Below are 15,100 nucleotides of genomic sequence, written 5' to 3'. Positions count from 1 at the left end.
ACATGACGGGCCTGTCTTCGTGCGTTTTGTTGAGAGCGAAGACTGTCACTAAGAGCGCAGGAAGACAGGCTCCAGATAAACCAACGTATTAGATACAGATAAGGAAAAGCACCATGTCAGAACGTGTAAATAATGACGTGGATCCGATCGAAACTCGCGACTGGCTACAAGCGATCGAATCGGTCATCCGTGAAGAGGGTGTTGAGCGTGCGCAGTTCCTGATTGATCAGGTTCTGAGTGAAGCACGTAAAGGCGGCGTGAGCGTCGCAGCTGGCGCGGCCAGCCGTAATTATGTCAACACCATCGCTGTTGAAGACGAACCTGAGTATCCGGGTAACCTGGAGCTGGAACGCAACATTCGTACCGCAATCCGCTGGAACGCGATCATGACCGTTCTGCGTGCGTCGAAGAAAGATCTGGATCTGGGCGGCCACATGTCATCCTTCCAGTCTTCTGCTGCTATTTATGAAGTGTGCTTCAACCACTTCTTCCGTGCTCGCAACGAGAATGACGGCGGCGATCTGGTTTACTTCCAGGGCCACATCTCTCCGGGCGTGTACGCGCGTGCTTTCCTTGAAGGCCGCCTGACCGAAGACCAGATGAACAATTTCCGTCAGGAAGTTCACGGTAAAGGTCTGTCATCTTATCCGCACCCTAAACTGATGCCTGAATTCTGGCAGTTCCCGACCGTTTCTATGGGTCTGGGTCCAATCGGTGCGATCTACCAGGCTAAGTTCCTGAAATATCTTGATCATCGCGGTCTGAAAGACACCACGGCGCAGCGTGTTTACGCGTTCCTGGGCGACGGTGAAATGGATGAGCCAGAATCCAAAGGTGCGATCACTATCGCCACCCGTGAGAAACTGGACAACCTGTGCTTCATCATCAACTGTAACTTACAGCGTCTTGATGGCCCGGTAACCGGTAACGGCAAAATCATTAACGAACTGGAAGGCATCTTTGCAGGCGCCGGCTGGAACGTGATCAAAGTGATTTGGGGCAACCGTTGGGACGAACTGCTGCGTAAAGACACCAGCGGCAAACTGATCCAGCTGATGAACGAAACCGTGGACGGCGACTACCAGACCTTCAAGTCCCGCGACGGTAAATACGTTCGTGAACACTTCTTCGGCCGTTATCCGGAAACCGCTGCGCTGGTCAAAGATATGACCGACGACGAAATCTGGGCGCTGAACCGTGGTGGTCATGATCCGAAGAAAGTCTTCGCTGCACTGAACAAAGCTCAGAACACCAAAGGTCAGCCGACCGTTATCCTTGCGCATACCATTAAAGGTTATGGCATGGGCGAAGCGGCCGAAGGCAAGAACATTGCTCACCAGGTGAAGAAAATGAACATGGATGGCGTGCGCTATATCCGTGATCGTTTCAGCGTGCCAGTGACCGATGAAAATCTGGAAAAACTGCCGTACATCACTCTGGAAAAAGACTCTGCAGAATACAAATACCTGCATGAACGTCGTGCTGCGCTGAAAGGCTACCTGCCGACTCGTCTGCCAAACTTCACTCAGAAGCTGGAAATGCCGAAACTGGAAGACTTCTCACAACTGCTGGAAGAGCAGAAGAAAGAGATCTCTACCACTATCGCCTTCGTCCGTGCCCTGAACGTGATGCTGAAAAACGACTCCATTAAAGACCGTCTGGTGCCGATCATCGCCGATGAAGCGCGTACTTTCGGTATGGAAGGTCTGTTCCGTCAGATTGGTATTTACAGCCCGAACGGTCAGCAATATACCCCGCAGGACCGTGAGCAGGTTGCTTACTATAAAGAAGACGAGAAAGGTCAGATCCTGCAGGAAGGGATCAACGAACTGGGCGCCGCATCTTCATGGCTGGCCGCAGCGACTTCCTACAGCACCAACGATCTGCCCATGATCCCGTTCTACATCTACTACTCCATGTTCGGTTTCCAGCGTATCGGTGACCTGTGCTGGGCAGCGGGTGACCAACAGGCTCGCGGCTTCCTGGTCGGCGGCACTTCCGGTCGTACCACCCTGAACGGTGAAGGCTTGCAGCACGAAGATGGTCACAGCCACATTCAGTCTCTGACTATCCCGAACTGTATTTCTTACGATCCGGCGTATGCCTACGAAGTGGCAGTCATCATGCATGACGGTCTGGTTCGTATGTACGGCGAAGCGCAGGAAAATATCTATTACTACATCACGACGCTGAACGAAAACTACCACATGCCAGCCATGCCGGAAGGCGCGGAAGAAGGCATCCGTAAAGGTATCTACAAGTTAGAAACCCTGGAAGGTAGCAAAGGTAAAGTGCAGCTGATGAGCTCCGGTTCTATCCTGCGTCACGTACGTGAAGCGGCTCAGATCCTGTCCAAAGACTACGGCGTCGCTTCCGACGTTTACAGCGTGACCTCGTTCACTGAACTGGCCCGTGACGGTCAGGACTGCGAGCGCTGGAACATGCTGCATCCGACTGAAACCCCACGCGTACCTTACGTGGCTCAGGTGATGAACGATGCGCCGGTTGTTGCTTCAACCGACTACATGAAGCTGTTCGCAGAGCAGATCCGTAACTTCGTTCCTGCCAGCGATTTCCGCGTACTGGGCACCGACGGCTTCGGTCGTTCTGACAGCCGCGAAAACCTGCGTCACCACTTCGAAATTGATGCTTCCTACGTTGTGGTTGCTGCGCTGGGCGAACTGGCCAAACGTGGCGAGATCGATGTGAAAGTAGTGGCTGAAGCCATTACCAAGTTCGGCATCGATGCTGACAAAGTTAACCCGCGTCTGGCATAAGAGGTAAAGACAGATGGCTATTGAAATTAACGTACCGGATATCGGTGCAGATGCAGTGGAAGTCACCGAAATCATGGTGAAGGTGGGCGATACCGTTTCCGTTGAACAATCGCTGATCACCGTTGAAGGCGACAAAGCTTCTATGGAAGTGCCTTCTCCACAAGCTGGCGTGGTCAAAGAAATTAAAGTTGCGGTCGGCGATACCGTCGAAACCGGCAAACTGATTATGGTCTTTGAAGCCGCTGACGGTGCTGCTGATGCCGCACCGGCGAAACAGGAAGCCAAAGCAGAAGCGAATGTTCAAGAGAACGCTGCTGCTACCGCTGCGCCTGCTTCCAGCGAAAGCAAAGAAGTGAACGTGCCTGATATCGGTGGCGACGAAGTTGAAGTCACTGAAATCATGGTCAAAGTGGGCGACAAAGTGGAAGCGGAACAATCGCTTATCACCGTGGAAGGCGACAAAGCCTCTATGGAAGTCCCTGCACCGTTCGCCGGTACTGTAAAAGAAATCAAAATCGCTGCGGGCGACAAAGTCAGCACCGGTTCTCTGATCATGGTCTTCGAAATCGCCGGTTCCGGTTCTGCCGCACCAGCGAAAGAAGAAGCTAAATCAGACGCGGCACCTGCCGCTGCCGCACAAATCGGCAGCAAAGAAGTGAACGTACCTGATATCGGCGGCGACGAAGTAGAAGTCACTGAAATCATGGTGAAAGTCGGTGATAAAGTCAGTGCTGAACAGTCACTGATCACCGTTGAAGGCGACAAAGCCTCAATGGAAGTCCCTGCGCCGTTCGCCGGTACCGTGAAAGAAATTAAAATCGCTGCGGGCGACAAAGTCAGCACCGGCTCTCTGATCATGGTCTTCGAAGTTGAAGGCGCTGCGCCTGCTCCGGCGGCGAAGAAAGAAGAAGCGGCTGCTGCTCCTGCGAAACAGGAACAGAAAGCGGCTGCCCCTGCGGCTAAAGCAGAGAGCAAAGGCGAATTCGCTGAGAACGATGCTTATGTTCACGCCACGCCGGTTATCCGTCGTCTGGCCCGTGAATTCGGCGTGAATCTGGCGAAAGTCAAAGGGACGGGCCGTAAGGGTCGTATCCTGCGTGAAGACGTGCAGACTTACGTGAAAGACGCAGTCAAACGTGCTGAAGCCGCGCCGGCAGCAGCAACGGGTGGCGGTCTGCCAGGCATGTTGCCTTGGCCGAAAGTGGACTTCAGCAAGTTCGGTGAAATTGAAGAAGTCGAACTGGGCCGTATCCAGAAAATCTCTGGTGCGAACCTGAGCCGTAACTGGGTGATGATCCCGCACGTTACGCACTTCGACAAAACCGATATCACTGAGCTGGAAGCGTTCCGTAAACAGCAAAACGATGAAGCCGCTAAACGTAAACTGGACGTGAAATTCACCCCAGTGGTCTTCATCATGAAAGCCGTTGCCGCAGCGCTTGAGCAGATGCCACGCTTCAACAGTTCACTGTCTGAAGATGGTCAGAAACTGACGCTGAAAAAATACATCAACATCGGTGTGGCGGTTGATACGCCAAACGGTCTGGTTGTTCCGGTCTTCAAAGACGTGAACAAGAAAGGCATCGCCGAGTTGTCCCGTGAGCTGATGGCTATCTCCAAGAAAGCCCGTGACGGTAAGCTGACTGCTGGCGAAATGCAGGGCGGTTGCTTCACCATCTCCAGCCTCGGTGGTATCGGGACGACCCACTTCGCGCCAATCGTCAATGCGCCGGAAGTGGCTATCCTCGGTGTGTCCAAGTCTGCTATCGAGCCAGTCTGGAACGGTAAAGAGTTCGCACCGCGCCTGATGATGCCAATGTCGCTCTCCTTCGACCACCGTGTGATTGACGGTGCCGATGGCGCGCGCTTCATTACCATCATCAACAACGTGTTGTCTGACATTCGCCGTCTGGTGATGTAAGCGAAAAAGCCGGCCAAACGGCCGGCTTTTTTCTGATAATCTCTTCATGCTGTTTGAGATTTTTCGGGGCTAAGCACAAATCGTATGCCGTTTGTTGTTTCAAATTTGTTAACAATTTTGTAAACTGCGGGCGGATAGAACGACCCGGTGGATGATGGGCGTTGCGACATAAAAATGACGTCAGACCCGCCGGACATAAATTAAGAGGTCATGATGAGTACTGAAATTAAAACTCAGGTCGTGGTACTTGGGGCGGGCCCTGCGGGCTATTCTGCTGCTTTCCGTTGCGCTGATTTAGGTCTTGAAACTGTTCTGGTTGAGCGTTACTCCACTCTCGGGGGCGTGTGCCTGAACGTAGGTTGTATCCCTTCTAAAGCTCTGCTGCATGTCGCGAAAGTGATCTCTGAAGCAAAAGCACTTGCCGAGCACGGCATCGTTTTCGGTGAGCCGAAAACTGACATCGACAAAGTGCGTGTCTGGAAAGAAAAAGTCATCAACCAGCTGACCGGTGGTCTGGCAGGGATGGCGAAAGGCCGTAAAGTCAAAGTCGTCAACGGCTTGGGCAAATTTACTGGCGCGAATACTCTGGTTGTTGAAGGCGAAAATGGTCCAACGACCATCACTTTCGACAATGCCATCATTGCGGCGGGTTCCCGTCCAATCAAACTGCCATTCATTCCACATGATGATCCACGCGTCTGGGATTCCACTGATGCACTGGAACTGAAAACCGTCCCTGAGCGTCTGCTCGTGATGGGCGGCGGTATCATCGGTCTGGAAATGGGCACCGTTTACCACGCGCTGGGTTCTCAGATTGACGTGGTAGAAATGTTCGATCAGGTGATCCCTGCGGCTGACAAAGACGTGGTGAAAGTCTTCACCAAGAAAATCAGCAAGCAATTCAACCTGATGCTGGAAACCAAAGTGACCGCGGTAGAAGCCAAAGAAGACGGCATCTATGTCACGATGGAAGGCAAAAAAGCCCCTGCTGAACCACAGCGTTACGACGCCGTGCTGGTGGCTATCGGCCGTGTTCCTAACGGTAAACTGCTGGAAGCGGGCGCTGCAGGCATTGAAGTTGACGACCGTGGTTTCATCCACGTCGACAAACAAATGCGTACCAACGTGCCACACATCTTTGCTATCGGCGACATCGTCGGTCAGCCAATGCTGGCGCACAAAGGTGTTCACGAAGGCCATGTGGCTGCCGAAGTGATTTCCGGCAAGAAACACTACTTCGATCCGAAAGTCATTCCATCCATTGCCTACACTGAGCCAGAAGTTGCCTGGGTTGGCCTGACTGAGAAAGAAGCGAAAGAAAAAGGCATCAGCTACGAAACTGCCACCTTCCCGTGGGCAGCTTCCGGCCGTGCTATCGCTTCCGACTGCGCAGATGGCATGACCAAACTGATCTTCGACAAAGAGACTCATCGTGTTATTGGTGGTGCGATTGTCGGTACCAACGGCGGCGAGCTGCTGGGCGAGATCGGTCTGGCGATCGAAATGGGTTGTGATGCAGAAGATATCGCGCTGACCATCCATGCTCACCCGACGCTGCACGAGTCCGTGGGTCTGGCAGCAGAAATCTACGAAGGCAGCATCACCGATCTGCCAAACCCGAAAGCCAAAAAGAAATAATATACCGTCATCCTTCAGGCTGCCTCTGCGTTGGCTACCGCCTTGATGCAACTTGAATGATTCAGGTATATCGGTTTTAGGGTTTGAAAAAGCGGCGCTGAAAAGTGCCGCTTTTTTTATGCTTGAAATCTGAGTTCAAAAAAGGTCGCCCCGAAAGGCGACCTTTAGCATTACTTGTTCCGGGAGAGAACATTGATGTGAACGTTAACGTGTGAGACTGACCACCCGCTATTGCCCGCACTCAACGAACTTCCCAGTACAACGAGCAGGATACAAAGTGACGTCCTTTTCATTGCGTGATTCCTGTTACGGACCACGACCACCGGCATCTCACCGGGAAAATAGCGGTGAAACAAGCGCTTGGTAGCGCCTGAACCGCAGTACTGATGAACCCGCTTCCTGAAGCCCGGTGACCGGCTGCTAGGCCAGCGAAGCAGCCCGTAAAAATCTTATCGCAAATAATAGCTGCCTGAAGGATTGCTGCATATTCCTGGAAAGCGTGCCGCAAAGTCATTTTTTAAGATTGCTTTTTACTCATGTTCTGTTCAATATGCACTCGCTTGGTAGCGCTTTATTGTTTCAAATGCACTGTCTTCTTCGTGACTGCTAGCACCTGGAAGATACAAATCGACCGTCCTTTTGGGCGGTTTTTTTGTGCCTTTTTTCTGCGTTCTCTGTCATTTATTCCCTTGTACCCACAGGGTTGATGTGATGATCTAGAGGGCGAATTGCGATGAACAGCCGATCCGTCTGTGCTCAACGATTCAGCAAAGATTTAATGTTGCTTTTATGTGAACGAATTAACAAGCGGGCAAAATCCTGCTATGCTGCCCCGGCGCAAAAGGGCACTGTGCTTAGGTTCAGGACGTGACGTTTCAGCATTAAGAAACACGCTTACCCGCAGTGTCCCCGATTCATCAGACCGCTTGAATTCCCCTGTCCCTACAGGCATGACGCGATGCTGATGATGGAAGCCAGGCATAATAAATGACAATGAGAGCGAGGAGAAAGTCGTGCTAGAAGAATACCGTAAGCACGTAGCCGAGCGTGCTGCAGAGGGCATCGTCCCTAAGCCACTTGATGCTTCACAGATGGCAGCGTTGGTTGAGTCCCTGAAGAATCCGCCGCAAGGCGAAGAAGACACTCTGTTAGACCTGCTGATTAATCGTGTTCCACCGGGCGTCGACGAAGCCGCCTATGTTAAAGCCGGATTCCTGGCTGCCGTCGCCAAAGGCGAAACCACCTCTCCGTTGGTCACCCCTGAAAAAGCTATCGAACTGCTGGGCACCATGCAGGGTGGCTACAATATTCATCCGCTGATCGACGCACTGGATAGCGACACGCTGGCACCTATCGCGGCTAAAGCGCTGTCCCACACGCTGCTGATGTTTGATAACTTCTACGACGTGGAAGAAAAAGCACACGCGGGCAATGAACACGCGAAAAAAATCCTGAAGTCGTGGGCCGATGCCGAATGGTATCTGTCACGCCCGCAACTGGCTGAAAAAATCACCGTCACTGTTTTTAAAGTGACCGGCGAAACTAACACCGATGATTTGTCACCGGCTCCGGATGCCTGGTCCCGTCCAGATATTCCTTTGCACGCGCTGGCAATGCTGAAAAACGAACGTGAAGGCATTCACCCGGATCAACCGGGCAGTGTCGGTCCGATCAAACAGATCGACGAACTGAACAAAAAAGGTTTCCCGCTGGCCTACGTGGGTGACGTGGTCGGTACCGGTTCTTCACGTAAATCTGCCACCAACTCCGTGCTGTGGTTCATGGGCGATGACATTCCTCATGTGCCGAACAAACGCGGCGGCGGTGTGGTTCTCGGCGGTAAAATTGCGCCAATCTTCTTCAACACCATGGAAGATGCCGGTGCTTTACCGATCGAAGTGGACGTCTCCGATCTGAATATGGGCGATGTGATCGACATCTATCCGTACAAAGGCGAAGTGCGTAACCACGAAACCAACGACGTGATCGCCACTTTCGAATTGAAAACCGACGTGCTGCTCGATGAAGTGCGTGCCGGTGGCCGTATTCCGCTGATCATCGGCCGTGGTTTAACCACCAAAGCCCGTGAATCACTGAAGCTGCCACAGAGCGAAGTGTTCCGTATCGCGAAGCCGGTTGCTGCAAGCAACAAAGGTTTCTCGCTGGCACAGAAAATGGTGGGCCGCGCCTGTGGCGTTGCCGGTATTCGTCCAAACGAATATTGCGAACCAAAAATGACGTCTGTCGGTTCTCAGGACACCACCGGTCCGATGACCCGTGATGAGCTGAAAGACCTGGCGTGTCTGGGCTTCTCCGCCGACCTGGTGATGCAGTCATTCTGTCATACCGCAGCGTACCCTAAGCCTGTTGACGTGACCACGCACCACACGCTGCCTGATTTCATCATGAACCGCGGCGGTGTTTCACTGCGCCCTGGCGATGGCATCATTCACTCATGGCTGAACCGTATGCTGCTGCCGGACACGGTCGGCACCGGCGGTGACTCCCACACCCGTTTCCCTATCGGGATTTCTTTCCCGGCGGGTTCCGGTCTGGTGGCGTTTGCTGCAGCGACCGGCGTGATGCCTCTTGATATGCCGGAATCCGTTCTGGTGCGTTTCAAAGGCAAAATGCAACCGGGCATCACCCTGCGCGATCTGGTTCATGCGATCCCTTACTACGCGATCAAAGAAGGCCATCTGACCGTTGAGAAGAAAGGTAAGAAAAACCTCTTCTCTGGCCGCATTCTGGAAATCGAAGGCTTGCCGGAACTGAAAGTTGAACAGGCATTTGAACTGGCGGATGCGTCCGCAGAACGTTCAGCGGCCGGTTGTACGATCAAACTGGATCAGGCGCCGATCAAAGAATACCTCAGCTCCAACATCGTGCTGCTGAAGTGGATGATCTCTGAAGGTTACGGCGATCGTCGTACTATTGAGCGCCGCATCAAAGGCATGGAAGAGTGGCTGGCGAACCCGACACTGCTCGAAGCCGATGCCGATGCGGAATACGCAGCGGTGATCGAAATCGATCTGGCGGACATCAAAGAGCCCATCCTTTGTGCACCGAACGATCCGGATGACGCACGTCTGCTGTCTTCCGTACAGAACAGCAAAATCGATGAAGTGTTTATCGGTTCCTGCATGACTAACATCGGTCACTTCCGTGCGGCGGGTAAACTGCTCGACAGCCATAAAGGCGCGTTGCCAACCCGTCTGTGGGTTGCGCCACCGACCAAAATGGATGCGGCGCAGCTGACCGAAGAGGGCTATTACAGCGTCTTTGGTAAGAGCGGTGCGCGTGTTGAAATTCCTGGCTGTTCACTGTGTATGGGTAACCAGGCGCGTGTGGCCGACGGCTCTACCGTGGTGTCTACCTCTACCCGTAACTTCCCGAACCGTCTGGGTAACGGTGCCAACGTGTATCTGGCATCCGCAGAACTGGCGGCGATTGCTTCCCTGCTTGGCCGTCTGCCAACGCCGGAAGAGTATCTGGGTTACATGGCTGAAGTCGATAAGACCGCGGTGGACACCTACCGTTATCTGAATTTCGACAAGCTGAGTGAATACACCGATAAAGCTGACGGCGTGATTTTCCAGACCGCAGTCTAAATCGTCATTATTCACTGTGGTCATTGAAAGGTGGCTTATGCTGATCGTTTAAGGATCGGCTGACCGATCCCACTGCGAGTGTAAAAAGGTTCATGGCTTCCATGGACCTTTTTTTATGCAGCTATCTCAGGCGCAGGCATGGCCGTATTTCACCAGCGTACCTATCCTTCAAAAAAACAATGCCGGTCACCTTAAGTGACCGGTATTCGGCTTATTTTTATTATTCAAGTAACTTATATGTATTGAGTAAGTGTTTCATTTGACTGTTTATTTTTAATGGGTTGCGAGTTGTTAACTATTGCTTAAATACTCTTTAAGTAGAGTTGAAGGGTTTTGTGGTTTAAATTTTCGCCCCTTGCGAAATATAACTGCCTTTTGCAATTTACTTCGCTTCCTTTAATGACACATGTAAAGTGAAATAGATAATGCGTGTTTCCAAATTTGTTTGCATATTACAAATAGGTATTCAGTTTTCTTATTCTTCCTTATGTGTTTATGCCTTTTCTTTTAATGCCTCCGCTGAAACGAAAGCACCTGTGGTCACTGAGAAAATGTCGAATGGAAAATTATCCTCAGACAGTCCCCAGACAGCGCTTTCAGCCTCCACCTCCACGCCAGATAACGATAATAATACCTCGCTGGCAGGGCTGGCAGTTCAATCGGGTGCGCTGCTTTCCGGTGATTCTTCCAGCGATGCACTGAAGGGGATGGTGGCAACCGGTACGACGGGCAAGGCAGCGCAAAGCGTTGAGTCCTGGCTGAACCAGTTCGGTACTGCGCGCGTACAAGTGTCGGTAGATAATGATTTTTCACTCGAAGATGCAAACTTAGATGTTCTGCTGCCGATATATGACGACAAAACCAACCTGCTATTCACCCAACTTGGCGCACGCCGCGCGGATGACCGCAATATTATTAATACGGGCATGGGTTATCGCCATTTTCAAAAGAATTGGATGTGGGGGGCGAATACCTTCTATGACCGTCAGTTGTCGCAAAATCATCACCAGCGTGTGGGCATAGGAGGGGAATTAGGCTGGGATTATTTAAAGATATCAGCGAATGGTTATATGCGACTCACTGACTGGATGGCATCAGAACGTTATCAGGATTATGACGAGCGCGCGGCCAACGGATTCGATATTCGTACGGAAGGTTATTTACCTTCATGGCCACAACTCGGCGCAAGCGTCGTATTTGAGCAGTATTATGGCGATAACGTCGATTTATTTAATGATGAAGATAACCGTCAGAAAGATCCCTATGCGGTCACTGTCGGTCTGAACTACACGCCTTTTACGCTTATAACAGCGGGAATCAGCCAGAAAATGGGCAAAGGCGATACTCAGGATACGCAGTTTAACCTGAGCTTCAGTTATGCACCGGGCGTCAGCCTCGATAAACAGCTGGATGCATCCCAGGTAGCAGTGAAACGCTCACTGCTTGGCAGTCGCATGGATCTGGTTAACCGCAACAACACCATCGTGCTGGATTATCGCAAGCAAGATCTGATTTCGCTGGGTTTACCGGCCAAAATTGAAGGGGCAGAAAGCGCCACCTTCCCAATTTCTGTCGTCGTTAACAGCAAATACGGGCTGGATCGCATTGACTGGCAGGCGGATGAACTCCTGCAGCACGGCGGTAAAATCGTGCAAGATAAACACTCGGGCCAATACTCGATTACCCTGCCAAATTATCAATATGGCGCGGTCAATAATCATTACATCGTCAGAGGCAAGGCCTTCGATTCCAGAGGCAACGGCTCTAACAGCAGTGAAATGGATGTCTTCGTGGCAGGCTATGATGCTGCGACCTGGCAGTCTTCTACCACGGTCAGCCCTGACACCTTAGTCGCTGACGGCATCAGCACCTCAACGGTGACGTTACACATTACCGGTGCAGATCAGTTGCCGGTGACCACGATAGCCCCTCAACTGTCGGCCACCCTGAAGCTCACGCCATCCGGTAGCACTGACGTGACATCCGTTGCGCCAATGAAAAACGCTACCGTCTCCGCCTTCAATGAATCCGCACCGGGCGTTTATACCGCCACCTTTACCAGCGGCAACGTCGCCGGAACTGCCGATATCACGCCAATAGCCAGCGGCAAGACAGCCCTTCAAACAGCGCGTATCCTGCTGCAAAATGCAGATACCCGGGCAAGGCTGACTACGCTGAGTGCATCAAAAAATCACATCATGGCCAACGGCAACGATGCGGTCACCCTGACGGCTGAAGCATTGACGGCAGATGGCCTGCCATACCAAGGCGTAACGGTGTCATGGACTGCAGATAATGCCGCTCTCGGATTATCAGCGGCGCAAAGCGTGACCGATGAAAACGGCATGGCGTCCGTAACGGTCACCAGTCTGAGCGTAGCGAACGCGATGGTGACCGCAACGGTGGAAGGCGGCAGTTCGCTGCAAAGTGAGCCGCTCAACTTTGACGCGGATGCCTCCACCGCACAGGTGATGAGCCTGAACCTGGATAAAGTGCAGGCGACGGCAAATAATGCCGATAAAGTCACATTGGTTGCAAATGTCGTTAACGCCCAAAACCAACCTCTGAAAGGCGCAGCCGTTGACTGGAAAGTGGAGCAGGGCATCGCCACGCTGAGTGCACCGCAAGTGTCGACAGACGAACTGGGCAATGCACAAATTACCCTGGCTTCGACGGTGGCAGGTGACGTGAAAGTCTCCGCCCGCGCCGGAACAACAGATGCCAAAATGACGGGTGTCATTTCGTTTGCTGCTGACAGTGCCAGTATGAATATTACTGACCTGAAACAGGACAAAACGCAGGCAGTGGCCAATGGTACTGACGCAGTCATCTATATCGTGACAGTCACCGATGCGAACGGCAATAAAGTGCCAAATGCACCTGTGAGCTGGAAAAGCGATCAATCCACAGCCCGGCTTTCTGAAAGCACCGTCAGCACTGATGCACAGGGGCAGGCGCAGATTCGTGTTTCCACCCTCAAGGCTGGCGACGTGATTATCTCCGCGCAACTGCCGGGCGGTACGGCCAGTGCCGCGCCTGCGGCATCGTTTATTGGCGATGTGAATACGGCGCAGTTTACCCCGATGTCCACCGATAAGGCGCAGGCACTGGCGAATGGCACAGATGTCATCACCCTGAATACGACGTTAACAGATGTCAACGGTAACCCGTTGATGGATGCTGATGTCAACTGGGTAGCGACGCCGACCAGTGGCTCATTATCTTCCAGCAGCACTAAAACGAATGCGCAGGGTGTGAGTTCCATCCGGTTAACGTCCTCAGATGTCGCAGATTACACCGTGAAGGCGTCGTTTAATGCGGCCAGCGTGACGTCCCAGGCTCTGTCGTTTACTGCCGATGTGACAAGCGCGGCGATAGATACGCTGGTGGCAGATAAAACCGCGTCAGTGGTCGCGGGTAAAGACACGGTTAATCTGTCGGCAACGGTGCTGGATGCTAACCGCCACGCAGTACCGGGCGTTACGGTTAACTGGAGCAGCGATAACGGTAACGGCAGCTTCACGCCGGTATCTGCTGTGACTGACAGCAAGGGTGTGGCGACAGCGAAGTTCAGCAGTACAAAAGCGCAGACAACGGTGATCACGGCTACAGCGGGTACCAGCAGCAAAACACAGTCTGTTGACCTGATTGCCGATGTCAGCACCGCGACGTTGGGCAGCGTGACATCTGATAAATCGCAGGCGACAGCAAACGGCACCGAGGCGGTGACCTGGAGCACGACCGTGAAAGACGCCAATCAGAACATCATTTCTGGAATGGTGGTGAACTGGAAAAGCGACAATGCCAATATTACTTTGGCAGGTAGCACCAGCCAAACCACTGCGGGCGGCGTCGCAACGATCACGGCGACGTCGGTGAAAGTCGCGGATGCCGTGATGACAGCCAGTTTGACTTCGCCGGCCGGAAGCGCCAGCGCGGGTAAAGTGAGTTACGTAGCAGACAGTAGTACCGCGCAGGTCACCACCGTGACAGCAGATAAAACGCAGGCTTTGGCAGACGGCACTGACGCAATTACATTGAGCGCAACAGTGACGGATGCCCACGGTAATGTCCTGTCCAACACGGCGGTAAACTGGAGTAATGCCCCTGCCATCGGCACGCTTTCGGCGGGAAGTTCCACCACCAATGCTCAGGGTATTGCGACAGTGACTCTGCACTCTGCTGCAAGCGGCAGCACGGTGGTCACCGGTAATGTTAACGGCGCAGGAGTGGATTCGCCGTCGCTGACCTTTGCGGCGGATGCCAGCACGGCCACTGTTTACAGTCTCGATGCCAGCAAAAGCACGGGCGTGGTGGCAGGTGTGGACACTGTCACTATGACGGCTGTCGTGCATGATAAAAACGGTAACGTCGTACCTGGCGCAACAGTTAACTGGAGTAGCGACAACACCAGCGGCAAATTCACGCCGGTTTCCGCTGTAACCGACAGTAACGGTGTGGCGACGGCGCAGTTTAGCGAAACTCGCGCACAGACCACGGTGATTACGGCGACCGCGGCGGGCGGCAGTAAAACGCAGTCCATTGATGTCGTGGCCAATGCGGGCACCGCGTCACTGACCCGCGTGGTGGCGAGCAAATCGCAGGCACTGGCGAACGGCACTGACGTGATCACCTGGACGGCAACGGTAACCGATGCCAACCAGAACCCGGTGAAGGGGACGACGGTGCAGTGGAGTAGCAGCAACGCTAACATCACGTTGTCAGGCAACAGCAGTCAGACCGGTACCGATGGACTTGCGACGATCACCGCAACGTCCGTGAAGGCAACTGATGCCATCATGACGGCCACTCTGACTTCACCGGCAGGCAGCCTCAGCGCCAGCAGCGTGAGTTATGTGGCTGATATCAGCACGGCGCAGATGAGTGCAGTGAGCAGCGATAAAACTCAGGCGCTGGCGAATGGCACGGACATCATCACCTTAAGCACCACGTTAACGGATGCTAAAGGAAATCCGCTGGCGAATACTGACATTAACTGGAGCAGCACGCCGGCAGGTGGCACGCTTTCGGCCAGCAGCACGAAGACCAATGCGCTGGGCGTGGCGACAGTTACACTGTCATCAGCCGACGTCATCGCCTTCAAGGTCACGGCCTCGGTGGGTGGTGCAACTGAAACCTCTGCCTCATTGTCA

5 protein-coding genes are annotated in these 15,100 nt (G+C 53.1%); all 5 read left to right on the top strand.

The window, feature by feature from the left end; translation table 11 throughout:
• The first annotated feature begins 113 nt into the window (after positions 1-113).
• Positions 114-2,777, top strand: a complete 2,664-nt coding sequence (aceE, locus tag ED901_RS00305; protein WP_056777029.1) for a pyruvate dehydrogenase (acetyl-transferring), homodimeric type — start codon at positions 114-116, stop codon at positions 2,775-2,777.
• 13 nt (positions 2,778-2,790) lie between these two features.
• Entirely contained in the window at positions 2,791-4,698 is a 1,908-nt protein-coding gene (gene aceF / locus ED901_RS00300) for a pyruvate dehydrogenase complex dihydrolipoyllysine-residue acetyltransferase (RefSeq protein WP_122094159.1), read from the top strand.
• Positions 4,699-4,911: 213 nt separating this feature from the next.
• Positions 4,912-6,336, top strand: a complete 1,425-nt coding sequence (gene lpdA / locus ED901_RS00295; protein ID WP_056777038.1) for a dihydrolipoyl dehydrogenase — start codon at positions 4,912-4,914, stop codon at positions 6,334-6,336.
• Positions 6,337-7,349: 1,013 nt separating this feature from the next.
• Positions 7,350-9,947, top strand: coding sequence for a bifunctional aconitate hydratase 2/2-methylisocitrate dehydratase (acnB, locus tag ED901_RS00290; protein ID WP_122094155.1), 2,598 nt, complete (start codon positions 7,350-7,352; stop codon positions 9,945-9,947).
• 536 nt (positions 9,948-10,483) lie between these two features.
• Positions 10,484-15,100, top strand: a 4,617-nt coding sequence (locus ED901_RS00285) for an Ig-like domain-containing protein (RefSeq protein WP_162997793.1), incomplete at its 3' end; no start/stop codon positions are given.

Origin of the sequence: Rahnella sp. Larv3_ips, assembly GCF_003697865.1 — a bacterium.
GTDB classification, from domain to species: domain Bacteria; phylum Pseudomonadota; class Gammaproteobacteria; order Enterobacterales; family Enterobacteriaceae; genus Rahnella; species Rahnella rivi.
This window is presented reverse-complemented; position numbering and strand designations above follow the sequence as displayed.